The organism is Halalkalicoccus tibetensis (assembly GCF_037996645.1).
Taxonomy (GTDB): Archaea; Halobacteriota; Halobacteria; order Halobacteriales; family Halalkalicoccaceae; genus Halalkalicoccus; species Halalkalicoccus tibetensis.
Genome location: NZ_JBBMXV010000002.1, coordinates 532,194 through 556,066 on the forward strand (window position 1 = coordinate 532,194; position 23,873 = coordinate 556,066).

27 protein-coding genes are annotated in these 23,873 nt (G+C 68.9%); 14 read left to right on the forward strand and 13 right to left on the reverse strand.

The genetic code is table 11. The annotated features are described in order from the left end of the window. Positions 1-33 precede the first annotated feature (33 nt). The 6 genes from WOA58_RS08225 (at position 34) to WOA58_RS08250 (ending at position 3,646) form a co-directional block, all read left to right on the forward strand. Positions 34-1,209 carry an MFS transporter gene (locus WOA58_RS08225; RefSeq protein ID WP_340603698.1) on the forward strand — a complete coding sequence of 392 codons (1,176 nt, stop codon included), beginning with the start codon at positions 34-36 and terminating at the stop codon, positions 1,207-1,209. Between the two features lie 76 nt (positions 1,210-1,285). Continuing rightward, positions 1,286-1,612: a hypothetical protein gene (locus WOA58_RS08230; RefSeq protein WP_340603699.1), complete on the forward strand. Its 327-nt coding sequence runs from the start codon at positions 1,286-1,288 to the stop codon at positions 1,610-1,612. Positions 1,613-1,719: 107 nt separating this feature from the next. After that, positions 1,720-2,124, forward strand: coding sequence for a MoaD/ThiS family protein (locus tag WOA58_RS08235; RefSeq protein ID WP_340603700.1), 405 nt, complete (start codon positions 1,720-1,722; stop codon positions 2,122-2,124). Positions 2,125-2,179: 55 nt separating this feature from the next. Beyond that, entirely contained in the window at positions 2,180-2,824 is a 645-nt protein-coding gene (locus WOA58_RS08240) for a helix-turn-helix domain-containing protein (RefSeq protein WP_340603701.1), read from the forward strand. Between the two features lie 60 nt (positions 2,825-2,884). Next, the gene (locus tag WOA58_RS08245; protein WP_390220743.1) at positions 2,885-3,346 is read left to right on the forward strand and encodes a GIY-YIG nuclease family protein; all 462 of its coding nucleotides are present in this window, start codon (positions 2,885-2,887) and stop codon (positions 3,344-3,346) included. A 69-nt stretch (positions 3,347-3,415) separates the two neighbouring features. Continuing rightward, on the forward strand, positions 3,416-3,646 hold the full coding sequence (locus tag WOA58_RS08250) for a DUF2061 domain-containing protein (RefSeq protein WP_340603703.1): 231 nt from the start codon (positions 3,416-3,418) through the stop codon (positions 3,644-3,646). 1 nt (position 3,647) lies between these two features. On the opposite strand, the gene WOA58_RS08255 is transcribed toward WOA58_RS08250, so the two are convergent. The 9 genes from WOA58_RS08255 to WOA58_RS08295 form a co-directional block, all read right to left on the reverse strand. Further along, the gene (locus tag WOA58_RS08255) at positions 3,648-3,824 is read right to left on the reverse strand and encodes a DUF7511 domain-containing protein (RefSeq protein ID WP_340603704.1); all 177 of its coding nucleotides are present in this window, start codon (positions 3,822-3,824) and stop codon (positions 3,648-3,650) included. A gap of 97 nt (positions 3,825-3,921) precedes the next feature. Further along, entirely contained in the window at positions 3,922-4,986 is a 1,065-nt protein-coding gene (locus WOA58_RS08260) for a phosphotransacetylase family protein (RefSeq protein ID WP_340603705.1), read from the reverse strand. Further along, on the reverse strand, positions 4,983-7,070 hold the full coding sequence (locus WOA58_RS08265; protein WP_340603706.1) for an acetate--CoA ligase family protein: 2,088 nt from the start codon (positions 7,068-7,070) through the stop codon (positions 4,983-4,985). The genes WOA58_RS08260 and WOA58_RS08265 overlap by 4 nt, the downstream gene beginning before the upstream one ends. Positions 7,071-7,228: 158 nt before the next feature. Further along, positions 7,229-8,509 carry an ABC transporter ATP-binding protein gene (locus WOA58_RS08270; RefSeq protein ID WP_340603707.1) on the reverse strand — a complete coding sequence of 427 codons (1,281 nt, stop codon included), beginning with the start codon at positions 8,507-8,509 and terminating at the stop codon, positions 7,229-7,231. Continuing rightward, positions 8,506-9,765 carry an ABC transporter ATP-binding protein gene (locus WOA58_RS08275; protein WP_340603708.1) on the reverse strand — a complete coding sequence of 420 codons (1,260 nt, stop codon included), beginning with the start codon at positions 9,763-9,765 and terminating at the stop codon, positions 8,506-8,508. The genes WOA58_RS08270 and WOA58_RS08275 overlap by 4 nt, the downstream gene beginning before the upstream one ends. Position 9,766: 1 nt before the next feature. After that, on the reverse strand, positions 9,767-10,777 hold the full coding sequence (locus WOA58_RS08280; protein ID WP_340603710.1) for an ABC transporter permease: 1,011 nt from the start codon (positions 10,775-10,777) through the stop codon (positions 9,767-9,769). Further along, complete coding sequence (locus WOA58_RS08285) at positions 10,774-11,763, reverse strand: ABC transporter permease (RefSeq protein ID WP_340603712.1); 990 nt, start codon at positions 11,761-11,763, stop codon at positions 10,774-10,776. Before WOA58_RS08285 ends, WOA58_RS08280 begins: the two co-directional genes overlap by 4 nt. Positions 11,764-11,815: 52 nt before the next feature. After that, positions 11,816-13,342: an ABC transporter substrate-binding protein gene (locus tag WOA58_RS08290; protein ID WP_340603713.1), complete on the reverse strand. Its 1,527-nt coding sequence runs from the start codon at positions 13,340-13,342 to the stop codon at positions 11,816-11,818. A 180-nt stretch (positions 13,343-13,522) separates the two neighbouring features. After that, complete coding sequence (locus WOA58_RS08295) at positions 13,523-14,260, reverse strand: SDR family NAD(P)-dependent oxidoreductase (RefSeq protein ID WP_340603714.1); 738 nt, start codon at positions 14,258-14,260, stop codon at positions 13,523-13,525. A gap of 79 nt (positions 14,261-14,339) precedes the next feature. Here WOA58_RS08295 and WOA58_RS08300 point away from each other — a divergent pair, with 79 nt between their 5' ends. Continuing rightward, the gene (locus WOA58_RS08300; RefSeq protein WP_340603715.1) at positions 14,340-14,786 is read left to right on the forward strand and encodes a universal stress protein; all 447 of its coding nucleotides are present in this window, start codon (positions 14,340-14,342) and stop codon (positions 14,784-14,786) included. 3 nt (positions 14,787-14,789) lie between these two features. Here the strand turns inward: WOA58_RS08300 and WOA58_RS08305 are convergent, their stop codons facing one another. Further along, positions 14,790-15,683: a putative sodium/potassium/calcium exchanger gene (locus WOA58_RS08305; protein ID WP_340603716.1), complete on the reverse strand. Its 894-nt coding sequence runs from the start codon at positions 15,681-15,683 to the stop codon at positions 14,790-14,792. A 119-nt stretch (positions 15,684-15,802) separates the two neighbouring features. Here WOA58_RS08305 and WOA58_RS08310 point away from each other — a divergent pair, with 119 nt between their 5' ends. Continuing rightward, complete coding sequence (locus WOA58_RS08310; protein WP_340603717.1) at positions 15,803-16,780, forward strand: ROK family protein; 978 nt, start codon at positions 15,803-15,805, stop codon at positions 16,778-16,780. 127 nt (positions 16,781-16,907) lie between these two features. Then, positions 16,908-17,243: a NifU family protein gene (locus tag WOA58_RS08315; protein ID WP_340603718.1), complete on the forward strand. Its 336-nt coding sequence runs from the start codon at positions 16,908-16,910 to the stop codon at positions 17,241-17,243. Here WOA58_RS08315 and WOA58_RS08320 read toward each other — a convergent pair whose 3' ends face one another. Continuing rightward, a complete protein-coding gene (locus tag WOA58_RS08320) occupies positions 17,244-17,618 on the reverse strand; it encodes a cell division protein SepF (protein ID WP_340603719.1) in 375 nt (124 codons plus the stop codon). An 81-nt stretch (positions 17,619-17,699) separates the two neighbouring features. Here WOA58_RS08320 and WOA58_RS08325 point away from each other — a divergent pair, with 81 nt between their 5' ends. Next, the gene (locus WOA58_RS08325; RefSeq protein WP_340603720.1) at positions 17,700-18,167 is read left to right on the forward strand and encodes a GNAT family N-acetyltransferase; all 468 of its coding nucleotides are present in this window, start codon (positions 17,700-17,702) and stop codon (positions 18,165-18,167) included. On the opposite strand, the gene WOA58_RS08330 is transcribed toward WOA58_RS08325, so the two are convergent. Together WOA58_RS08330 and WOA58_RS08335 are read right to left on the reverse strand one after the other, a co-directional pair. Next, complete coding sequence (locus tag WOA58_RS08330; RefSeq protein WP_340603721.1) at positions 18,164-18,643, reverse strand: RNA-binding protein; 480 nt, start codon at positions 18,641-18,643, stop codon at positions 18,164-18,166. The two genes, WOA58_RS08325 and WOA58_RS08330, sit on opposite strands and share 4 nt — an antisense overlap. Positions 18,644-18,687: 44 nt before the next feature. Next, complete coding sequence (locus WOA58_RS08335) at positions 18,688-18,963, reverse strand: hypothetical protein (RefSeq protein ID WP_340603722.1); 276 nt, start codon at positions 18,961-18,963, stop codon at positions 18,688-18,690. Positions 18,964-19,058: 95 nt separating this feature from the next. Here WOA58_RS08335 and WOA58_RS08340 point away from each other — a divergent pair, with 95 nt between their 5' ends. From WOA58_RS08340 to WOA58_RS08355, 4 genes are all read left to right on the forward strand, one after another. Next, positions 19,059-19,364, forward strand: coding sequence for a DUF7562 family protein (locus WOA58_RS08340; RefSeq protein WP_340603723.1), 306 nt, complete (start codon positions 19,059-19,061; stop codon positions 19,362-19,364). Between the two features lie 61 nt (positions 19,365-19,425). Then, positions 19,426-20,703, forward strand: coding sequence for a ribonuclease R family protein (locus WOA58_RS08345; RefSeq protein WP_340603724.1), 1,278 nt, complete (start codon positions 19,426-19,428; stop codon positions 20,701-20,703). Positions 20,704-21,279: 576 nt separating this feature from the next. Next, positions 21,280-21,666 carry a DUF7522 family protein gene (locus WOA58_RS08350; RefSeq protein ID WP_340603725.1) on the forward strand — a complete coding sequence of 129 codons (387 nt, stop codon included), beginning with the start codon at positions 21,280-21,282 and terminating at the stop codon, positions 21,664-21,666. Between the two features lie 106 nt (positions 21,667-21,772). After that, a complete protein-coding gene (locus WOA58_RS08355) occupies positions 21,773-23,872 on the forward strand; it encodes a beta-glucosidase family protein (RefSeq protein WP_340603726.1) in 2,100 nt (699 codons plus the stop codon). Position 23,873 lies beyond the last annotated feature (1 nt).

Consider the following 23,873-nt stretch of genomic DNA (forward strand, 5'->3'; position numbering starts at 1 on the left):
GGGACTTCGGGGCGGGCCGTCGAGCCTAGGCCGATGGGTCGGTGGAGCTACCGGGCGACGGTCATCACGCTGTGTACGCTCGCGTTCTTCGCGACGATGGTCGCCCGGCTCGTGATCAGCCCCGTGGTCCCCGAGATCGAGGCGGAGTTCGGCGTCACCTCGACGGTCACGGGCGCCGCGCTCACGGGGATGTGGATGGCCTACTCGCTCTCGCAGTTCCCCTCGGGGATCCTCGCCGATCGCTACGGCGAGCGGACGATCATCCTCGCGGCGGTCGGGCTGACGGCGCTCGCGAGCGGGCTGCTCGCGCTCTCGCCGTCGATATGGGCCTTCCTCCTGTTGACGATCGTGCTCGGCGGGGTCGCGGGGCTCCACTACAGCGTCGCGACCACGCTGTTGACCAAGGAGTTCGACGACATCGGCGCCGCGATCGGGATCCACAACTCCGGGGCGCCGCTTGCCGGCCTGCTCGCGCCGATCGCCGCCGCGGCGGTCGCCGGCTGGGTCGGCTGGCGCTACTCGATCGCGCTCGGGGCGCTGTGTGCCGCGCCGATCGCCCTCCTGTTCGCCTGGAAAGTGAGGGAAACCGAGCCCGCTCGCCCGGACCAGCCCATGCGCGAGCGGATCGCGCTGGGGCCGGTGACGGAGCTGTTGACCCGCCCGCAGATCGCCTTCACCGCGCTGCTGGCGATCTGTTTCGAGTTCGTCTGGCAGGCGACGGCCTCCTTCCTGCCGACGTTTCTCGTGGTCCATCACGGCTACTCGATCGGGCTCGCGAGCGCGCTGTTCTCGGCGTACTTCGTGATCCACGGCCTCACCCAGCCGGGGATCGGTTCGCTGTCCGATCGGTTCGGCCGCGATCGCGTCGCGGCGGGCTGTGCGGCGGTGGGGATCGCGGGCTACGGTCTGCTGATCGTCGGCTCGGGCCTGCTCGCCATGGGGATCGCGATCCTGCTCGTGGGCACGGCGATGAGCTGGGGGGCGGCGGTGCTACCCCGGTTCATGGACCACCTCTCGCCCGAGGAGCGCGGCGCGGGTTTCGGGCTCGTGCGCACGAGCTACATGCTGGTGAGCGCGACCGGCAGCGTCGTCGTCGGCGCCGTCGCGGACCTCTCGACGTGGGGGATCGCCTTCTCGGTGTTCGTCGGCCTGCTCTCGGTCGTGGTCCTCGCCATCGGTGCCAACCGGGGCCTCGAACTGGGCCTGTGAGGGGCATGCTTATGTCGGGTCTCGATACACGGAGGGACATGGACGTCACACGCACGGACACACCGGGGGTCGCGGGATGACGCTGGGGCCGGGGCTGACGCTGGTGTTGGTCGTGATCGGATCGATCATCGGGGTGGCGCTGCTCTCCCCGCTGCTCTTCGCCGCCGTCCTCCACAGGCATCCGCCGGAGGGCCCGCCGGAGGACGCCGGCGAGATGGCCGACGACGCGGGCGAAGCCGACGAGGACGGAAGCGAGGGGGCCGAAGAGAGCGAGACTGACGACTGGGGCGTCGATAAGGAGGGCGTGGACGTGGACGGCGAACAGACTGCCGGCGAGGATGCGGGAGACGGGGACAGCGATGGTGACGGGAGCGGGAACGACGCGGACGGCGAAACCGGGTGACGGACGACCCGTGAGCGCCACCCCGGCCCCGCCCCGAGCGCCGTCGGCCCGTCTGGCCGAACACGTTCGGGGCCGTGGTTTCGGTCGGTCGGACCCTTCCTTCGGGTATGAGCACGACCGAGGCCGAGGCCGGAAGCCGGGACGAGTCGGAGCGAACCACCGTCACCGTCGTCTGTACGGGCCACGTCTACAGCGCGGTCGGGAAACACCGCTTCCCCTACACGTTCGAGGGAACCACGCTCAGAGAGCTGCTCGCGGAGCTGTTCGCCGAGTACGACATCGCGGACCTGCTGATCGCCGAGACCGAGGCCGACGCGACCGCCCACGGCTGGGCGCCCGCGCCCGAGGAGCTGCCCGGCACCTGGCGGAAGAACCCCGAGAGCGAACAGACCCGCGCGTACGCCCGCGTCACGGTCAACGGCCGGTTCAACGAGCATTACGAGGGGCTGGACACCGAGCTCACGGAGGGCGACCGCGTGGGCCTGATCTACCCGTTCATGTTCTGCTGTTAGGGCCATGGGTCCCGCGAGTCGTCGGGGGCGCGTGCCGTCCCCGGGGGGCGGGGCGATGACCGAGGCGAGGCTGGCGATCGACCTCCCCGAGGGCGTCTGGATCGGGGAGCTCTCGCGGGCCCACCCCGAGGCGACCGTCCGCGTGCTGGCGGCGATGCCCGACGAGGGAGTCGGGTTCGGGCTGGTGCGGATCACGGGCCCCGACGTCGAGTCGGTGATCGAGGGAATGGGCGCCGCGGGCGACGTCACGTCGCTGTCGGTGCTCCACCGGGGTGATCGGGGGGCCGTCGTCCGGTTCGAGACGAACCAGCCACTCCTGGTGCTCTCGGCCCGGGAGGCCGGGGTGCCGATCGAGCTCCCGATCGACATCCGGGACGGGGTCGCGACGGTCGAGGTGACCGCCCCTCGCGAGCGCCTCTCGGAGCTGGGCGAGCAGCTCCGGGCGTTCGGGCTCTCCTTCGACGTCGAGTACGTCCGCGAGGGGGTCGACCCCGAGCGGCTGCTCTCGGCGCGCCAGCGCGAGGTCCTCTCGCTGGCTGTCGAACGCGGCTACTACGAGACGCCCCGTCGGTGCTCGCTCACCGATCTGGCCGACGAGCTCGGGATCGCGAAGTCGACCGCGAGCGAGACGCTCCACCGCGCCGAGGGGGCCGTGATCGAGCGGTTCGTGGCGGGGCTGGCGGCGGATCCCGTCGACTGACAGGACGACGGTCGGGCGGCGAGACGGGGCGTACTTCCCATGGCCCGTCCATCACCCGACATGGGCGGCACCTACACGCTCGTGATCGCGCTCGCCGAGCCGGCGACGATCGGGGTCGGCGCGCTCGGCGAATGCGAGTTCCCGGCGGGCGAGTACGCCTACACCGGCAGCGCGTTCGGCCCCGGGGGTTTCTCGCGGATCGACCGCCATCGGAAATTGTGTTCCGAGGTGGTCACGCGGGATACGCGTGACCGCCACCGCGAGCTCGCACGCGGCGAGCGCGAGGTCCGTCACTGGCACGTCGACTACCTGCTCGGCCACCCCGCCGCGACGATCGAGGAGGTCGTTCGCACGCCCGAGCGGGACGTCGAGTGCGCGGTCGCCCGGGCGCTGCCCGATGCCGGGATCGGGGGCTTCGGTGCCTCGGACTGCGGCTGCGGGTCACATCTGGCGTCCGCCGAGCGAGGCCTGCTCGGACGGGTCGAGCGGGCCCACCGGGCCGCCACGGGCGATGTAACCTGATTCGGTTATTTGTTTCGAATAGATAACCGTGATCGGTAGATCGAAGTGGGTGGACCCCGGGCAACGGGTATGGGAGCCGCGACCATCTCACAGCGACCGACACAGACCCGGTCGCGCGCGCTCGTGAAGACCGTCTGCTATCGGCTCTTCATGTTCGCCATCACGGCGGCGGTGGCCTTTCTCGTGACCGGGACGGCGAGCGAGGCGCTCAGCATCGGACTGGCGACGAACCTCCTGAAAACGGGGACGTACTACGTCTACGAACGGGCCTGGGCACGCGTGACGTGGGGCGTTCGGTAGTCTATCGATGTCCGTCGAGGTCGACGACCGACGACGGGTCGGCGCTGATCCAGGCGGTGTAGCGCTGGCCCTCGTCGAGGTCCTCGGGGACGAGCGTCCACTCGTCGAGCGGATCGCCGTCCTCGTGGGTGATGAACCGGAGCGATCCACCGCCACCGTGCGAGAGGGAGGTCCTCATCACACCAACACGTTACGGGCGACGGGATAACTACGGCACGCTTGCAGATGCAGTGGCCGATTCGCCGTACCGAAGCGGGTGATCCGGCTCGAGCGGCCTACTCGGTGTCGACGATTGCCCCGCTGTCGGCGTGTTCCGAGAGCAACGCCCGCATGCGCTCGACCGTCTCGGGGCTGCGGGTCCGTCCCCGGCGGACGACGTCCTCCGCGCGGTCGATCGTCGCGAGGGTGTCCGATTGGACGGCCATGATCGGAACGCCCTTCTCCTCTGCGGTGCCGATCACCGCGCTGGAGGGGCGGAGCCCACCGGTGAGGACGAGACACTTCACGCCCGAGGCCTCCATGGCGACCGTCTGAACGTCCGAGCGGTCCCCGCCGGTGATCAGCGCGGCGTTGCGGGTGCGCCGGAAGTGCCGGAGCGCCGAGTCCCCGCCCATCGCGCCGACGAGGAATCGCTCGACGAACTCGTCGGTGGACGCACTCGTCAGCAGCTCCGCGCCGAGCTCGTCGGCGAGCTCGCCGACGGTGACGCCCGCGAGCTCCTGTGTCCGCGGGAGCGCGCCGAAGACCGGGATCCCCCGCCCCTCGAGGAAGGGGATCACGTCCGAGTCGAGCGTATCGAAGCTCGCGTCGGCGACGGCGTTGAAGATCACGCCCGAGAGGCGCTCGTCCAGCCGGTCTGCGGCCCCGAGGACCGCGTCGGCGTCGCCCGCGGTCTCGAACGGCGAGACCAGCACGACCTCGGCGTCGAGCAGCTCGGCCAGGTCGGCGTCCGTGAGGTCGACGATCCCGCCGACGTCGAGGTCGCTCGCGCCCTCGACGAGCATCAGGTCCTTCTCGGCGGCGAGCGCTTCGAAGTTCTCCCGGACCGTCTCGCGCAGCTGCGCGGGGTTCTCGCGTCCCCGGATCGCCTGCTCGACGAACGTCGGCGAGTAGACGATCGGTTCGAGCTCGTGCATCTCCGCGTCCAGATCGAGCAGCTCCCGGGCGAGCATCGGGTCCTCGTCGATCGTCTTGCCGACGTTGCTCTGGAGGCGCGTGCCCTTGGGCTTCATGTAGCCGACGCTCAGGCCGTTTTCGACCGCCAACTGGCCGAGCGCGAGCGCGATCGCGGTCTTTCCTGTGCTGTCCTCGGTGCCGGTGATGAGTACGGTTCGGGTCATTGCTCTACGGTGAGGGCGATGTCGATGGCCGTCGTTCCAGTGGGAGTGGCGACCAGCGGGTTGATGTCCAGTTCCACGATCTCGGGGAAGTCGGTCACGAGCTGCGAGAGGCGTCCGATCGTCTCGGTGATCGCCGCCTCGTCGACGGGCTCGCGCCCGCGGGCGCCCCGCAACAGGGGCGCGGCGTCGATCTCGTCGATCATCGCGTCCGCCTCGCGTTCGCTGACGGGCGCGACCCGGAGGGTCACGTCCTCGAGGGTCTCGACGAAGATCCCGCCCAGGCCGAAGAGGAGAAGCGGGCCGAACTGCGGGTCGCGGTTCATCCCGACGATGGTCTCGACCCCCGAATCGAGGTCGACCATCTCCTGCACTTGGACGCCCAGCAGGGTCGCGTCGGGCTGGTAGTTGCGCGCGCGGGTCACGAGGTCCTCGTAGGCGTCGTAGACCTCGCTCTCGGGAACGCCGACCTTCACCCCGCCGATGTCCGACTTGTGCATGATATCAGGAGAAACGATCTTCATCACGGCCTCGCCGTCGATCGACCCCGCGACGCGTTCTGCCTCGGCGGGGTCCGAGACGACCTCCCCGTCCGGGATCGGGATGCCGTAGGCCTCCAATATCTCCATCGCCTCGACGCCGATCCGGTTGTCGCCCCGCTGCTCGGCGCGGTCGAGCAGCTCCCGAACGCGCTCGCGGTCGACGTCGAACTCCGTCGGGTCGTCGTACTCTCGCCCCCGGATCTCACGGTACTCCGCGAGCGCGTCGAGGCTCTCGACCGCGCGGGCGGGGTCGAAGTAGTTGGGGATGCCGGCTTCTCGGAGGAGTTCGGCCGCGGGTGCGACCCGCTCGCCGCCCATGAAGCAGGCCGCGACGGGCTTGTCGTGTTTCTCGCGCAGTTCGACGGTCCGTTCGGCCAGCTCCTCGTAATCGAGCACAGCGGTCGGCGCCGAGAGGACGAGGGCCATCCCGACGTTCGGGTCCGCGAGCGCCGCCTCGAGCGCGCCCGTGAAGCGCTCGACGTCGGCGTCGCCGACGATGTCGACGGGATTGTGGACGTTGCCCTCCGCGGGCAGCGCCTCGCGGAAGCTATCGAGGGTGTCCTCCGAGAAGGAGGCCATCGAGAGCCGCGAGTCGCCGACCGCGTCGGTCGACATCACGCCGGGGCCGCCCGCGTTGGTGATGACGGCGATCGACTCGTTCGCGGGTAGGGGCTGGTTCGCGAGCATCTGCGCGGAGTCGAACAGCTCCTGGACCGATTCCGCCCTGAGGACCCCAGCCTGTTCCAGGCCGGCCTCGTAGGCTCGCTCGGAGCCGGCGATCGTCCCCGTGTGCGAGGAGGCCGCCTGCGCGCCCGCGTCGGTCCGCCCCGATTTGACGAGCACGACCGGCGTCTCCCGGGTGACCTCGCGGGCCGTCTCGATGAACTCCCGGCCCTCGGAGATCCCCTCGAGGTAGCCGATGATCACGTCCGTCTCCTCGTCGTCGTTCCACGCCTCGACGAAGTCGCCCTCGTCGAGCACCGCCTTGTTGCCCAGCGAGACGACGTCCTTGAAGCCGATCCCCTGGTCGTTGGCCCAGTCGACGACCGCGGTGATGAACGCGCCCGACTGGCTCATGAACGAGAGGCTCCCCTCGAGGGCGTCGTCCGGCCCGAAGGTGGCGTTCATCCCGACGGGGGTGCTCATTACGCCCAGACTGTTGGGCCCGACGAGGTTCAGGTCGAACTCCTCGGCGACCTCGCGGAGCTCGCGCTCGCGGGTCGCCCCTTCGCTCCCGGTCTCGCCGAAGCCGGCGGTGATGACGACGACGTCCCCCACCCCGCATTCGCCGGCCTCGCGGACCGCGTCGACGGCGATCCCCGGCGGGACGACCACGACCGCGAGGTCCGGGTCGCCGGCGTCGGCGAGGGAATCGACACAGTCGACGCCGAGCACCTCGTCGTGGTTCGGGTTGACGCCGACGACCTCGCCGGAAAAGCCCTCGATCAGGTTCGACGTGATGGCGTGGCCGACCGCCCCCTCCCGGGGGGTCGCGCCGACGACCGCGACCCGGCCGGGCGAGAACAGGCCCGTCAGCTCCGCCATCGAGGCGCCACCTCCGTGCGATCACGCGAGCGACGGCTCGGGTTCGGTACGGTCTCCATACGCCGGATCTTCGCCCGCGGGTCGTATAAGTCACGCGACGGACAGAAACCACACGATCGGTCATGCCGGATCGCGGGCTAGCCGAACGGCCTCCCCGCCTACCGGGGGCCGTGGAGGTGGCAGGCGGCGGGGTGGGGCTCGCCGGTGAGCGCGGGGTTCTCCCGCTCGCAGACGCTCTCGTACTCCTCTCGGAGCCGGGCCTCGGCGGCCTCCCAGTCCCGCTTTGCGACCGCGGCGAGCGCCTCCTCGACGATCGCGTCGTGGGGCGCGGGTAGCTCGTGGTCGAAGAGCCGGTCCGTGACGCTCTCGACGAACGCGGGGACGTCCTCCTCGGGGACGCCCTCGTCGGTCACCTCGAAGTCGTCGTCGCCGACGGCCTCGACGGTGATGTCGCGGCCCTCGACGCGCTGGCGGAACGTCATCAGCTCGCGGTAGAGCCCCTGGTCGGCGTCGAACCCCTCGGGCGGGATCACCTTTGGACACCGGGTGCGGAACCGACAGCCCGAGGGTGGGTCCCGCGGCGAGGGGACGTCCCCGGAGATGGTCTCGCGCTCGCGGTGGCGCTCGTCGGTCGAGGCCCGGGGAACGCTCTCGAGCAGCGCCTCGGTGTAGGGGTGGTTGGGCTCCTCGAAGATCTCCGCGACGGGCCCGATCTCGACGAGCTCGCCGAGGTACATCACCGCGACCCGGTCACAGACGTGGCGGATCACCGAGAGGTCGTGGCTGATCAGCAGGTAGGTCAGGTCGAACTCCTCCTGGAGGTCGTCGAGCAGGTTGAGCACCTGGGCCTGCACCGAGACGTCGAGCGCGCTCGTGGGCTCGTCGAGGACGACGAACTCGGGTTCGAGCGCGAGCGCGCGGGCGATGCCGACGCGCTGGCGCTGGCCGCCCGAGAACTCGTGGGGGTAGCGGTCGAACTGGTCGGCCGACAGCCCCACCCGCTCGAGCAGCTCCTCGACGCGCTCGCGGCGTTCGGCCTTCGAGCCGACGTCGTGGATCGCGAGCGGCTGGGCGACGCTCTCGCCGATCGTCATCCGTGGGTCGAGGCTGGAGAAGGGGTCCTGGAAGACGATCTGGGCCTCCCGGCGGAAGGCGTCGCGCTCGTCGCTCCCCATCCCGAAGACGTCCTCGCTCTCGAAGTCGACGCGGCCCTCGGTCGGCTCCTGGAGGCCGAGCAGGGTCTCGCCCGCGGTCGACTTCCCGCAGCCCGACTCGCCGACGAGCCCCAGCGTCTCGCCGCGCCGGACGTCGAAGCTGATGCCGTCGACCGCGCGGACCGGGACCGGCTCGCGGCGCATGAGCCGGTCGATGACCGAGTCCTGCTCCCAGAAGTACTTGCGGAGGCCGTCGACGCGGACCAGCGGGTCGTCGGCGCTCATCGGCCCTCCACCTCCGGTTCGGGCTCCTCGGCCGCGTCGTGCTCCGGCCGTTCGGAATCGACGGCCCCGGTCGATCCGTTTCCGTCCTCGAAGTAGCCATCGGGCAGCGCCCGCGCCTCGTCGTACTCCGTCTCGGCGAGCACGCAGCGTACCTGGTGTTCGCCCGAGCCCTCCGCGTCGTACTCCGGCGGGTGGGAGAGACACTCCTCCATCGCCTTCGGGCAGCGATCGGCGAAGTAGCAGCGATCGCCCATCTCGTGGTCGAGCAGGCTCGGGACGTTGCCCGGAATGGGTTCGAGGCGGCCGGCCGCTCCTTGGAGGTCGGGAACGCTCCCGAGCAGCCCCTCGGTGTAGGGGTGGACGTGGTCGTCGAAGACGTCCCCCAGGGTGCCCCGCTCGACGATCTCGCCGGCGTACATCACGCCGACGCGGTCGCACATCCGGGCGACGACGCCGAGGTTGTGCGTGATCAGCAGGATCGTCATGTCGGTCTCGGCCTGGAGGTCGGCGAGCAGGTCGAGGATCTGGGCCTGGATCGTCACGTCGAGCGCCGTCGTCGGCTCGTCGGCGATCAGCACGTCGGGCTCGCCCGCGAGCGCCTGGGCGATCATCGCGCGCTGGAGCATCCCGCCCGAATACTCGTGGGGGTACTCCTCGGCGCGCTTCGCGGGGTCGGGGATGCCGACCATCTCCAGCAGCTCGACCGCGCGGTCGCGGCTCTCGCTCGAGACGTAGCGTTTCGAGGGCATGAGCGTCGAGAGCGCGTACGAACCGAGCGAGTACTCCGCGGACGTCGTCCGCGCGCGGGTCGAACGCGGGTTCGCGCTGGCGCGGCGCTGGACCTCCGCGGCCTCCGCGAGCTGTTCGCCGACCGTCAGGCTCGGGTTGAAGCTGCTCATCGGGTCCTGGAAGATCATGCTGAACGACGAGCCACGCAGCGACCGGCGGACCGCCTCGGGCACCGAGAGCAGGTCGACGAACTCGCCGTCGACGGCCTCGGGGTGGTCCTCGCGGACCGCCGCGGCCAGATCGGCGTCGCGATAGCGGATCGCGCCCTCGGTGATCCGGCCCGGCGAGTCGATCAGGTCCATCACCGAGCGGGCGGTGACGCTCTTCCCGGAGCCGCTCTCGCCGACGATCCCGAAGACCTCGCCGCGCTCGATTCGCAGGTCGAGGTCCTCGACGGCGTTGACCTGGCCCTGCTCGGTGAAGAAACGCGTCGAGATCCCCTCGACGCGGAGGACGTCCTCGGCCATCTCAGACACCCCCCTCCCCGCCGATGTTCGGGTCCAGCGAGTCGCGAAGCCAGTCGCCCAGCAGGTTGATGCTGACCACCGCCAGCAGGATCGCGATCCCGGGGATGGTGGCGATCCACCAGGCGGTCGCGAGGTAGTCCTGGCCCTGCTGGATCTCGTAGCCCCACGAGAGGGTCGTCCCCGAGAAGCCCAGATACGACAGCGAGCTCTCGAGCAGGATGATCGCGGCGACCTGGATCGTCGCCAGCACGATGATCGGCGTGAGGCTGTTGGGCAGAACGTGCTTGAACAGGATCGTCCAGTTGCTGGCTCCGAGACTTCTCGCGGCCTTGACGTACTCCTCGCCGCGGATCGAGAGCGCCTCGCCGCGGGCAACCCGGGCGAACCAGACCCAGTTGACCAGCGCGACGACCAGCGTCACCGTCCCCGGGAGGATCGCGTTCTCGGGCATCCCCTCGGCGAAGCCCGCCCTGACGATCGGGTCGGGGATGAGCTGCGTGCCCGCGCCGAAGACGCCGATCAGCGCGATCGCGAGCACCAGCGACGGGAAGGCGAGCATGACGTCGGCGGCCCGCATCATGGCGTCGTCGACCCGGCCGCTGTAGTAGCCCGATATCAGCCCGTAGGGGACGCCGAACAGCGTCGCCAGCCCGGTCCCGATCACCCCGACGAGCAGCGAGGTGCGCGCGCCGAACAGCACCCGCGAGTAGACGTCCTGGCCGATGTTGTTCGTCCCGAGGTAGTGCTCGGAGCTCGGCTCGACCGTGTAGGAGACCCGCTCCTGGCCGGTCTCGCCCTCCTCCCAGGTGTGGGTGTCGTGGCTGACCCCCCACGGCGGGTAGGAGTTGCCGTGCTCGTCGAACTGCCCGGTCGTTCCGGGGTGGTGGGTCGCGAGCACCGGCGCGAACAGTGCCATGAAGACGATGACGACCGCGATCGCGAGCCCGAGCTTCGCGAGCAGGCTCCGGCCGAACTCGCGTTTCAGGTTGGACTTCAGCCGATCGGAGATCACTCGTCGATCACCCGCGGGTTGAGATAGGCGTACAGCGAGTCGACGACGATGTTGATCAGTACGAAGCCGACGCCGATGACGATGATGATCCCCTGGATGAGCGGCCAGTCGAGCGTGTAGATCGCGTTGATCAGGCGCAGCCCGAGGCCGGGCCAGGCGAAGACGGTCTCGGTGATCACCGCCCCGCCGATCAGCGTTCCCAGCTGGAGGCCCAGAACGGTGATGATCGGGATCATGGTGTTTCGCAACACGTGTTTGTACCTGATGAGCACCGCCGGCAGCCCCTTGGCCTCCGTCGCGGTGACGTAGGGCTTCCCGAGCTCGTCGACCATCCCACTGCGGGTCAGACGGGTGATCAGCGCCGTGAAGTAGGTCCCCAGCGCGATCGCCGGCAGCGTGATATGCCGGACCCAGGTGAGCAGCTCGTCGGCGTGCAGCGTCGTCACGAACGTCCCCATCGCCTCGGCGAAGCCGACGGGGCGCTGGCCCGTCGGGAAGATCCCGAACTGCACCGCGAGCACGAGGATCAGCATGATCCCCAGCCAGAAGTTCGGCGTGCTGATGCCCACCAGCGAGAACAGCGTCGCGCCGTAGTCGGCGGGCTGGTTGCGCCGGGTCGCGCTGACCACGCCCAGCGGGATCGCGATGACGATCGCGACGACCGTCGCCGCGACCGCCAGCTCGAGGGTCGCCGGGAGGCGCTGGACGACCAACGGGAGGACGTCCTGGCCCGACTGATAGGAGTAGCCGAAGTCGCCGGTGAGGATCCCCCCGAGATAGTCTGCGTACTGTACGTACAGCGGCTCGTTGAGCCCGAGTTCCTCGCGGATCCGCTCGCGGAGCTCGGGGCTGGCCGCCGGGTCGACGATCAGGTTGACCGGATCGCCCGGCGAGGCCGCCCGAAGGGCGAACGTCCCCGTGATGACCCCCCAGACGACGATCACCCCCTGTAGTATCCGTTTGCTCAGAAACTTCCCGAATGACATCGAAGTGTGCGAACCGTATCAGTTGATCAGCAATACGTTTTCGATCCCGGGGCTACAGCCCCATCTCGTCGATGTAGATGCTTTCGTCCTGACGGGGCTCCCATTCGAGGTCGTCGCGGACGCCGTAGATGCTCTCCTCGAGATGGAGGAACACCCACGGGGCCTCCTCGCGGAGGTCGGCGTTGATCCCCTGGAGCAGCGCCTCGCGCTCGTCCTCGTCGTCCTCCTGCTGGCTCTCGATCAGGCGCTCCTCGAGCTCCTCGTCGCGGAAGTTGAACTGCCCGCCGCCGCTGGTGAACCACGGCGAGAGCCCGTAGTCCGAGTCGCCCGTCGGGTTGCCCCACCCGATCAGGAAGAAGGGGATCTCCTCGAAGTCGGGCCCCTCGCCCGCGGCGTCGGAGATCTGGTCGAACGGGACCGTCTCGAAGTCACAGGAGACGTTCCCGAGCTGGTCGATCTGGTCGGCGGCGGTCTGGGCGACCTCGGCGTCGTTCAGGTACCGGCCCTCCATCGACTGGAGGGTGATCTCCTCGCCGGCGTAGCCGCTCTCCTCGATCAGCTCCTCGGCGAGCTCCTGGTCCTGCTCGTAGGGGTCGAGCTCGGGGTTGTAGCCGAACAGCCCCTCCGGGATGGGCTGGGTCATCGGCGCGCCGAACCCGCCGAGCACGCTGTCGATGATCCCCTCGTTGTCGACGGCGTAGTTCAGCGCCTGGCGGAACTCCTGGCTGTCGAACGGCTCGACCTCGTTCTTCATCACGAGGAAGATGTTCCGGAAGCTGGTGACGTTGCGGACCTCGATCCCGTCCTCGGTGTCGACGGTCTCGACGTCCGTCGGCGGGACGTTGACCACGAGGTCGCTCTCGTCGGCCTGGAGCCCGCCGACCCGCGAGCTCGACTCGGCCGCGGCGTTGAACCGGACCGTCTCGAAGGCGGGTTCGTCGCCCCAGTAGTCGTCGAAGCGGGTGTAGACCGCCTGGACGCCCGACTCGTACTCCTCGAGCTGGTAGGGGCCGGTGCCGTTCATCTCGCCATCGACCGGCTGGTCCTGGCCCTCCATCCACTCCTCGTTGACCGCCCGCGCGAAGTTCGCGAGCTGGAACTCCGCGAGCGACTCGGCGGCGCTATGCTCGACGAGCACCGTGGTGTCGCCGTCGGCCTCGGCGCCCTCGATGGCGGTCATGCCGGCGACCTGGTCGCTGACGATGCCGACGTCCTCGTCGATCTGGCGGTTGATCGTGTAGGCGACGTCGCTCGCGACCAGCTCCTCGCCCTCGTGGAAGACGACGTCGTCGCGGATCGTCAGCTCGACGACCCCGTCCTCGGGGTGCTCCCAGTCGGTGACGACCCGCTCCTCGATCTCGCCGTCGTCGGTCACGTTGAAGAGCGGCTCGTAGACCTGATCCAGGACGTTGTAGTACGGCGTCGCATTGTGGTCGTTCGGGTCGGTGTTCTCGATGAACTCCCCCTGGGTGACGACGAACTCCTCGACCTCGTCCTCGTCGTCGCCGTCCCCGCCCAGACAGCCGGCGGTCGCCGTGATCCCCGCGGATGCGACGCCCGTCCCGAGCAGCTGCAGCATCCGTCGACGTCCCACCGATCGTTTGCGGTTACTTCGCATGACCTGTTGGAATCAGTGTTGGTATTAATATGTGTTGGTACGCGAACGACCGCCGACCGGATCCAGCGATGGACTATATGGCACTCTAGTGCATATAAATGGATATCTATGAACCAGTTCGCGCCTCGGGTGTGCGGACGGTCAGACGTCCTCCGGCAGCCAGCCGCCCGAGACCTCGAGGTTCGCGCCACTGATGTAGTCGCTTCCCTCCTCGAGGAAGGTGAAGACCGCCTGGACGACGTCCTCGAAGCTCGCCGGACGGTCGCGAGGGAGTTCGTCGGGGAACTCGTCGGAGTTCTCGATCACGTAGGGGGAGACGGCGTTGACGGTGATTCCATCGGACTCGGTGTCGGCGGCGAGCATCCGGGTGAACTGCAGCACGCTCGTCTTCGCCATGAAGTAGGGGGCGTTCTTGGGGTTGGTCAGTCCCTTCTCGGCGGAGGCGTAGCCGACGTTGACGATCCGGCCCCAGCCCCGCTCGCGCATCCCCGGCAGCGCGCGCTTCGAGCAGAGGTAGGTGGCGTTGACGTTGGTCTCCATGACTCGCTGCCAGGTCCCGAACTCCATCTCCTCCCAGTGCTGGGGGGCGAACGCGCCGACGTTGTTCACGAGCACGTCGACCGGGCCGAGCGCGTCCTCGACGGTCCCGAAGAGCCGGTCGACGGCCCCGGGGTCGGTGACGTCGGCCCGGACCGTCGTCGCCTCCGCGCCCGCCTCGCGGGCGTGTTCGCGGACCTCTCGGGCGGCGCCCTCGCTGGTGTTGTAGTGGACGGCGACGTCCGCTCCCCGCTCGGCGCAGGCGAGGGTCAACGCGCGCCCGAGGCCGATCGCGCTGCCGGTCACGAGAACGGTCCGCCCCTCCAGGTCGGGCTCGATCATGGCCCCGCTTGGCCCCCGGCCGCATAGCCCTTGTCGATGTCGACCCATGTTTATAACTGCGGGGCGTGTACGGGGCGATATGGCGATCGAAACCATCCTACTGGCGATCGGACAGGAGGACGAAGACCGGGCCAAGCGCCTGGCCGAGACCGTGATCGACGTCGCGGAGCCGACGGGCGCGACCGTGATCCTCTCGCACGTCTTCACCGACCGGGAGTTCGACCAGGTGGTCGACCGGCTCGACTTCGACGCGAGCGACAGCCCCGACCCGAGCGACGTCGCCTCGCGACACGTGACGACTCGAACCATCGCCCAGTCGCTCGACGCCGCGGACGTCGACTACGAGATCAGCGGCTCGATCGGCGATCGTGGCGAGACGATCGTCGAGCTCGCAAAGGAGGTCGACGCCGACCGCGTGATCGTCGGCGGCCGGCGGCGCAGCCCGACCGGCAAGGCCGTCTTCGGCAGCACCGCACAGGAAGTGATGCTCTCCTCGCCCTGTCCCGTCACGTTCGTCCGGGACTGACCCTCAGAGCAGGTCGTCCTCGTCCTCGTCGTCACGCCCGAGGTCGGCGTCCTCCTCGGCCCCGCGGGTCGCGGCCTCGCCCGTCGAGGGCTGGTCCTCGGGGTCGGCCTCCGACTCGGGGTCCAGCTCCCCGGCCGTCTCCCGGACGTCCTCCGCATCGCGTGGCTCCTCGGGGACCGGGTCCTGGACGTCCTCCTCGCCGCGAGGGGCGTCGGTCTGGGCGTCCTGGACGTCGCCACGTCCGGGGGTGTCCTCGGTAGCCGGCGGGCGCTCGTTGGCGTCGCGACCCTCCATCCCGCCGACGTCGTCGGGGTCGGGGTCGTCGCCGGCGGGGACGCCCATCTCATCGGCGGCGTCGTCCTCGCTTCGCTCGGAGACCCCTTCGTCGCCCATGGCGCCCGCGCCGCCCTCGTCGATCGTCCGCTCGTCGGTGACGTCGCCCGCGTCGTCCATCTCGGCGGCGGTCTCGTCGCCCGAGATGTCGCCGTCGACGGGGTCGTCGTCTCGCTCCTCCGGCGGGAGGTCGTCGCGGTCGGTCGTGGCGTTCTCCTCGTGGCCCGTCCCGGTGCCCGTATCGCCCGCGATCGTCGAGCCCGCGGCGGCGTCGCCCTCCGAGACGTCCTCGGTGTCGACGGCGGTCGCGGCGGGGTCGTCGGCCGCCAGATGGATCGTGTCGTCGGTGATCTCCGCGACGTGCGAGCCCTCGATGGTCTGGGTGTCCTCGGTGTCCCCCCAGCCCAGCGTCGCCTTGAGGCTGTCGGTGAGCCCGGGGTCGCTCTCGACGTGGATCGTCCCCCCCTCGACGGCGCTGACGATGCCGATCCGCTCGCCGGTCGAGTCGACCACGTTCTTCCCCTCGTCGTCCTCGGTCGGTCGGGTCCGGTCGTCGGTTGCCATACCCCGAACGAGGGCGCCGAGGGGGATAAAACACGACCCGGACTGTGCATGGATAGCGTATCCACCATCAGTTCGTCGAATCTATGCAGTTAAGTGGCGCGCGGGTCGTTTCGGAAGTAATGGCGCACTACGCCGGCGTCGACCTCGGGGCGACGAACATCCGGGCGGCGGTCGCCGACGAGCAGGCAGAGATACTGGCGGTCGCCCGGCGTGAGACCCCACAGGGTCCGACGGGGATCGACGTGACCGAGGCCGTCCTTCGCACCCTCCGGGAAGCCTGCGGATCGGCCGATGTCGACCCCCGGGCGGTCGAGGCGGCCGGGATCGGCAGCTTCGGCCCGTTCGATCTGGCGGCCGGGACGATCGAGAGCCCCGCGAACCTCCCCGATACCGTCGAGACGGTCCCGCTGACCGGCCCCGTCGAGGAGCTGATCGGCTCCGAGCGGGTCTACCTCCACAACGACACCATCGCGGGCGTCATCGGCGAGCGCTTCCACGCCGAGCGCAACCCCGACGACATGGTGTATCTCACCATCTCCTCGGGGATCGGCGCCGGGGTCTGCGTCGACGGCAACGTCCTCTCGGGCTGGGACGGCAACGCCGGCGAGGTCGGCCACATGACGATCGACCCCGAGGGACGCCGGACCTGTGGCTGTGGCCACGACGGCCACTGGGAGGCGTACTGTTCGGGCAACAACATCCCCGAGTACGCCCGCCTGCTCTACGAGGACGCCCGGGAGATCGACACCGCCCTCCCGATCGCCGACCCCGACTTCTCGGCCGTGGACGTCTTCGAGAACGCCGAGAACGACGAGTTCGCGCGCCACGTGATCACGCAGCTCGGCCACTGGAACGCGATGGGCGTCGCGAACCTCGTCCACGCCTACGCGCCGCTGGTGGTCTACGTCGGGGGCGCGGTCGCGATCAACAACCCCGAACTCACGCTCGACCCCATCCGCGAGCAGCTCGATGAGATGGTCTTCGTCAACATCCCGCAGATCGAGCTGACGACGCTCGGCGACGACGTCGTGCTCCACGGGGCGATCGCGAGCGCGATGACCGGCGGCACCGGTGACCGGGGCCGAATGCGAAGCTGAGGTCCTGCACCAGGGCTTCGATCGGCGGAACCGGCGATCACGCCCGGATGCGGCCGGAGCTCCCCCGACGGGGACGGTGGCGGGTGGGACCCAAACCCTTTCGAGTCCTGGCGGCCTAGGTCCGGCAATGAGCACCGACACCGGCGAGCCCGACGACGCCGAGGACCTCGAGTCCCGGGTCGAGACGTGGCTCGTAAAACAGATGCCGATCATCCAGATGCACGGGGGGACCAGCGCCGTCCGGAAGGCCGAGCCCGGCGGCGAGGTGATCATCGAGCTGGGCGGGGGCTGTCGGGGCTGTGAGGTCAGCGAGATCACCACCGGCAACATCGAGGCCGAGCTGCTGCAGTGGCCCGAGATAGAGGAGATAACGGTCCGCGCGCCCGAGAGCGGCGAGAGCCTCGGCGTCGATCAGCCCGAGAGCATCATGGGAATCGACCGCTCGGAGGGCGGGCGGGGCTGATCAGCGCCCGAGCTTGCTGCGGTTGACCGAGACGCCCGTCGGCGTGACGATGATCTGGTCGTCGCCCTTCTGGACGATGTCGCCGTTGACCTCGTCGGCGACCTGTCGGAGCTCGTCGATGACGTGCTCGACCGTGCTGTCGGTCGTCCGCAGACGAACGATATCGGCGACGACGACGTCGCCGTCGTAGATGGCGTCCTTGATCGCGATGAGATCGCGCTGGCCGTCGATCTCGGCGATGTGTACCTGCGTGCCCGCCTCGTCGGGGGCCGCCGCGAGGTCGCCGACGTCGACCTCGGCGTAGTCCTCGACGCTCCGTCCTCGGCTCCGGCGCTGGGTGCCCTGTTCGCCCAGCAGCTTGTCCATAAACCCCATAGCCGAGGGTCCGCCCGGGCGCGTATAGTTCTTGCGTCAGACGAGCGAGGGGGTTTTCGTTCTGTGCGACCTACGACCCCTATGACGACTGAAACACGCGCCGACGGACGGACTGAGGAGGACCGATCGGTGGAGTTCGTGGAGCTCGAGACCGAGGACGACTGGCTCGCCGCCTGGCCCGTGATGGAACCCTTCTGGCCCGAGATGGGCCGCGAGGAGTTCCTCGACTACCGCCGGCGGCTGCGCGACCGGGAGTACCAGCTGTTCGCGCTCCGCGAGGACGGCGAGCCGATCGCGGCCGTCGGGGTCTACCCCGACCTCGACGTCTGGTACGGCAAACACGTCCGGATCCGGGACGCCGTCGTCGCCACCGACCGGCGCTCGGAGGGGTTCGGTCGGGAGCTGATCAAGCGCCTCGAAGATCGCGCGCGCGAGGAGGGCTACGAGTCGCTCGTGCTGTGCTCGGCGATCGACCGCGAGCGGGCCCACGAGTTCTACGAGGAACAGGGGATGGAACGGGACGGCTACCGGTTCGTCGAGTCGCTCTAGACGCTGAAGGTGTAGAGGTCGTCGCCGACGTGGTGGATCGACTCGACGACCTTCCCCGAGTCGCCGACCATCTCGTCGCCCGCGGTCATCGCCCGGCCGATCGCGAGCACCTTCCCGTGGGACTCCTCTGCGATCGCCACGAGGTCGCCCTCGGCGATCGAGTCGTCGGCCCCGACGATGCCGGGGCGCATCACGTCGGCGCCGTCGGAGACGAACGAGACCGCACCGGCGTCGACGGTGACGATCCCGCGTGCGGGCTCGTAGGCGTTGGCCCCGCGGACGGTGACGAAGGGCTCGTCCTCGTAGTACAGCGCGTCGGGATCGCCGTCGACGAGCACGAGGTCGAACGGGCTGTCGGCGAGCTCGACGAGCTCGTAGGCGTCGCCGTCGAGCGAGACGCCGAGCGCGTCCTCGACGCGCTCCTCGAGCGTTCGTACCTCGTCGCTGCGCAGGTGGTGGCGGGATGAGATCTCCATACGGGGGTTCTCTCGGGGCTCGTCAATAAACGATCCGTTCCGCCCTACGGCTGGAGCCCCATCTCGTCGGCCTGTTCCAGTGCGAGGTCCGTTACCTCCTCGAGGCTCAGGTCGGACTTGGTCGCGAGCACCCGGGTGAGCATGCCCAGCTGTCTTGCGGCCATCTCCTGGAGCTCCTCGTCGTCGACGTCGTTCGCGAAGTAGTAGGCGTCCCGCCCCTCCTCGTGGACGAGCCCGACGTATAGCGAGACGACGTCGTCGTCCTCCAGCCCCTCGATCGCCCGCTCGCGCAGCGCCTCGAACTCCTCGGTCGATGCCATGGCCGGAGGGAGGCGCCTCGCACACTAAACCCCGGCGGCGAACGTCTCGGAACGGCGCGAAAAGTGCTAAGTGGCCCCCTTCCCTCTGTGTCGGTATGTGGGGCCCCCACAATCAGGGCCAGCGGACGGTCACCTGCATCGCCTGTGGAAGCTCCGTCGGCAGGTCCGAGGCGCGCGAATACGACAAGTACGGCGATCGCTGGGATCGCGACGGCAAGGAGTTCGAACACCTCTGTAAGGGCTGTTATCGCGACCTCTGTCACCAGCCCCGCGAGGAGCTCGAGGGGCTGCTCGTCGAGATCAACGCCGGCAGCCACCCCCAGGCGGAGTTCCTCTCGTGGTACTGCGCGCTCGTCGAGGAGCGTTACGGCTCGGTGTCGGAACGCGAGCGCGAGCGGTAGGCGACACCTATACTTTCCTTTCGTTCGTAGGCGAAGGCATGAACACGCAGGAGGCCGCGCTATGAGCGACGCCCAGTCCGAGGCCGGCACCGTCGAGGGCCAGGGCCCCGTCGAGATCGACGAGGAGATGGCCCGCCACCTCGAGAACAAACGCGAGGAGCTCTTCGAGAAGTTCGAGATCCCCGACGAGTTCCCGCCCGAGGTGATCGAGGAGGCGGAAGCCCGCACCGAGGACATCCAGACGGAGATCCAGGAGGAGGTCGACGAGCGCCGCGACCTCCGGGAGATGACGACCTGGACGACCGACCCGATCGACGCCCAGGACTTCGACGACGCGATCTCCATCGAGGAGCGCGAGGAGGAGTACGTGCTCTGGGTCCACATCGCGGACGTCACCCACTACGTCACCCCCGAGACCTCGATGTGGTCCTCGGCCGTCGAGCGGGCCAACACCGTCTATCTCCCCGCCTACACCGTCCACATGCTGCCGCCGATCCTCGCCGAGACGGTCTGCTCGCTGGTCCCCAACGAGGACCGGCTCGCACATACGGTGGAGATGCACCTCGACAAGGAGACCCTGGGCTACGAGGAGATCGAAATCTACAAGTCGGTGATCGAGTCGGACGAACGCCTGACCTACGCGCAGGCCGAACAGCGCCTCGAGGAACCCGACGCGCCGCTTCACGAGGAGTGCGTGCTGGTCCACGAGGTGGCCGACCGAATGCACGAGCAGCGAAAGGAGGACGGTTCTCTGGTGCTCAACCCGGCGCGCGATCGCGCCCACACGATCATCGAGGAGTGCATGCTGAAGGCGAACAAAGCAGTCACCCACGAGCTGATGTGGGGCCGCGGGGTCGAGGCCATGTACCGCGTTCACCCCCAGCCCAGCCCCGACGAGTGGGACAAGGCGCTCCAGGAGATCCAGGAGCTCGACGGCGTCTCGATCCCGGGCGAGGCCTGGGACGACCCCCGGATGGCCGTCAACGCCACCCTCGAGGAGGCGCCCGGCAGACAGCTGGGGAAGATCCAGTGGGCGGTGATGAAGGTGATGCCCCGCGCCCAGTACATGAACGACCCCTTCGGCGGGCACCACGCGCTCAACTTCGAGATCTATGGGCATTTCACCAGCCCGATCCGCCGACTGAGCGACCTGATCAACCACTGGATCGTCCACACGAACGACGTTCCCGAGGACCTCGTCGCGCTCTGTGACCGGGCCTCCGAGCGCCAGAAGGCCGGCGAACAGTGCGAGCGCGAGTACAAGAAGTTCTTAGAGGAGGTCGGACTCGATCCCAGCGCGGTGAACAACCGCGGGATCGAAGTCGTCGAGTCCGAGTAGGACTCGACGGCCAGAGAGACGAGCGTTAGCGAGTCTCTCGTTGTCGTCGACGAAGAGTAGCGAGTCGATTGCCAACGAAACGCCGTTTCGCGCTGTCGTCGAATCCGAACAGGACTCGATCGGTAGCGAGTCGGGGGGCGAGCTTATCGCCATGGGTGACGAGACGGAGTCGAAAACCAGGAAGATGGGGCCTCTCTGCCGATCGGTCCTGTCGGCAGGGAGGATCTCATGGCCCGTCCGTTCGGGGGTCGAAGCGAACGACTGACAGAGTCGAATGGAAGCGCGCTGGCTCAGTAATGCCGCTCGCTGCCGTTGACCTTCTTCGTGGCCCATTTCTTCGCGTCCTGTGCGAGCAATCGGTAGTTCTCTGCTTTACTCATACACGAGTTAATATACGCCCGAACGGTAAAAGTCCTATGGAACGTTGACACTTCGTTGATCATCGATCGGAATATAATGAAGTCGTCATGATCCGCCCCGTAATTTGGGGGACGATCGTGGAAGACGGACGGTAGTAAGTGAAACGTCATCATTCCACACCGTCATACTATTGCGGTTCGCGGTCGGGGTGGTAGTATGGACGAAAGGGCCATCGACCCCGAGCAGGTCGACGAGCTGATCAGCGTGTGTCGAACCACGGTGGGCGACGAGCTGCGCAGCGTCACCTACTTCACGGAGGAGGAGGTCGAGCAGGTGTATCTGCGAAGCGACCTCGAGCGGACGGCCGACCTCGTCGGCTTCGCCGACCACGAGCGGATGGGCTTTCGCTCCCAGTCGGCCTACCGCGACACCCAGCTGGGCGAGTACGGCGCGACGATCCGGATGTTCGAGTACGGCTTTCTCACCCGCGTCATCGAGGGCGAACACGGCGTCTGGGTGACGACCGACTCGATGGACATCGACCGGTTCGAGGAGCTCTCCTCCGCCCTGAAGTCGGTACTGGGCGAGTACGATACGGCGTAGCGGGTCGGCGGCGGCGGTCGACGGGTCGCGAGGTCGGCCGAGCGAACGCGGTTCGAGGTGCCGGGATCTCAACACCTAACAGTCGAGTCGCACAACGGACCGACATATGGACCGCGTCGATCAACTGGTGGACGAACTGACGCTCGAGGAGAAGCTACGGCTCGTTCGAGGGGCCGAAGACCCCGACGGAACGGCGACGGGCTACGTCCCGGACGTCGAGCGCCTCGACATTCCCTCGTTCAGGCTCGTCGACGGCCCGCTCGGGGTGCGTGCCGAAGGGAAACGCTCGACGGCGTTCCCGGCTTCGCTCTCGCTCGCGGCGACGTTCGATCCCGATCTCGCACGCGAGCAGGGGGCCGCGATGGCCCGCGAGGCGAAGGCCCACGGGCAGGACGCGCTGCTCGCGCCCGGCATGAACCTGCTGCGGGTGCCGAACTGTGGCCGGAACTTCGAGTACCTCTCGGAGGACCCCCACCACGCCGCGCGCTTCGCGGGGGAACTCGTCGCCGGGATCGAGGGCGAAAGCGTGGTCGCGACGGCGAAACACTACGTCGCGAACAACCAGGAGACCGGTCGCACGGAGGTCAGCGCCGAGGTCGGCGAACGGGCGCTTCGCGAGCTCTACCTGCCGGCCTTTCGCGCGGCCGTCGGGGCCGGGGCCGGTTCGGTGATGACCGCCTACAACCGGGTGAACGGCACGCACATGAGCGACCACCGGCGGCTGCTGACCGACGTCCTCAAGGGCGAATGGGGGTTCGACGGCTACGTCGTCTCAGACTGGTACGGGATCGAGAGCACCGTCGGCGCGGCGAACGCCGGACTCGACCTGGAAATGCCCGGCGTTCCAGTAGCGGCCCCGGAGGGCGAGGAGGTCGACATGGGCTCGATCGACGGGATCCCCGACGGGACGAAGGCCGGGCTGTTCGGCGAGCCGCTCGCCGAGGCCATCGGGAGCGGCGAGGTCCCCGAGGAGCGCCTCGACGACATGGTGAGACGTGTCCTCGGCGCGATGGCTCGAACGGGAGCGCTCGACGGCGAGCGCGACGACGGGGCGCTCGACACGCCCGAGCACCGCGCGCTCGCCGAGCGTGTCGCCGCCCGCGGGACGGTCCTGCTGGAGAACGACGCTCTCCTCCCGCTCGACGAGGACGCCACGGTCGCCGTGATCGGCCCCAACGTCGGCGAGCCGAAGCTCGGCGGCGGGGGCTCCTCGGAGACGACGCCGTTCCGCTCGGTCGCTCCCCGGGACGGGATCGAGAACCGAGCCGAGGGGTCGGTGACCGTCGAGCGGGGAATCGACGCAATCGAGGACCTCTCACTGTTCGACCTCCTGCCCTTCGTCGATGGCGGCCACGGCGACGGGGGCGAGGCGGACGACGCGGACGAGGAGCGCCCGGAACCCTCGCTGTCCGACGCGGTCGCGGCCGCGGAGGCGGCCGACGTCGCGGTGGTGTTCGTCCGCGACGCCACGACCGAGGGGCGGGACCGCGAGAGCCTCCGCCTGCCGGGCGAGCAGGACGAGCTCGTCGAGGCCGTCGCCGACGCCAACGACCGCACGGTGGTCGTCGTCAACTCGGGTGGACCCGTCGAGCTGCCCTGGCGCGAGGAGGTCGCGGCGGTCCTAGAGGCGTGGTACCCCGGCCAGGCCGACGGAAGCTCGATCGCGTCGGTGCTCTACGGCGATCGGGACCCCTCGGGCCGGCTCCCGGTCAGCTTCGGCGCCGAGGAGGAGTACCCGACCGCCGACGAGGAGCGGTATCCGGGAATTGACGACGAGGCGCGCTACGACGAGGGGGTCTTCGTCGGCTATCGGGCCTTCGACGCGACCGACACCGAGCCCGCCTACCCCTTCGGCCACGGCAAGTCCTACGCCGAGTTCCGCTACGGCGAGGTGGAGACCGACGGCTCGACCGTCGGGGTCGAGGTCGAGAACGCCTCGGAGCGGGCGGGCCGCGAGGTGGTCCAGGCGTACGTCCGGCCCCCGGCCGCACCCGAGGGGGTCGAGCGGCCCGTCCGGGAGCTCGCCGGGTTCGAGTCCGTCGAGGTCGACTCGGGGGAGTCCCAGCGGGTCGAGGTGGAGCTCGACGAGCGGGCGTTCGCCCGGTACGACCCCGAGGAGGGGTGGACGACCGACCCCGGGACCTACACCGTCGAGGTGGGCCGCTCCTCGCGCGATATCAGGGTAACGGCGGAGTTCGAGCGGTAGG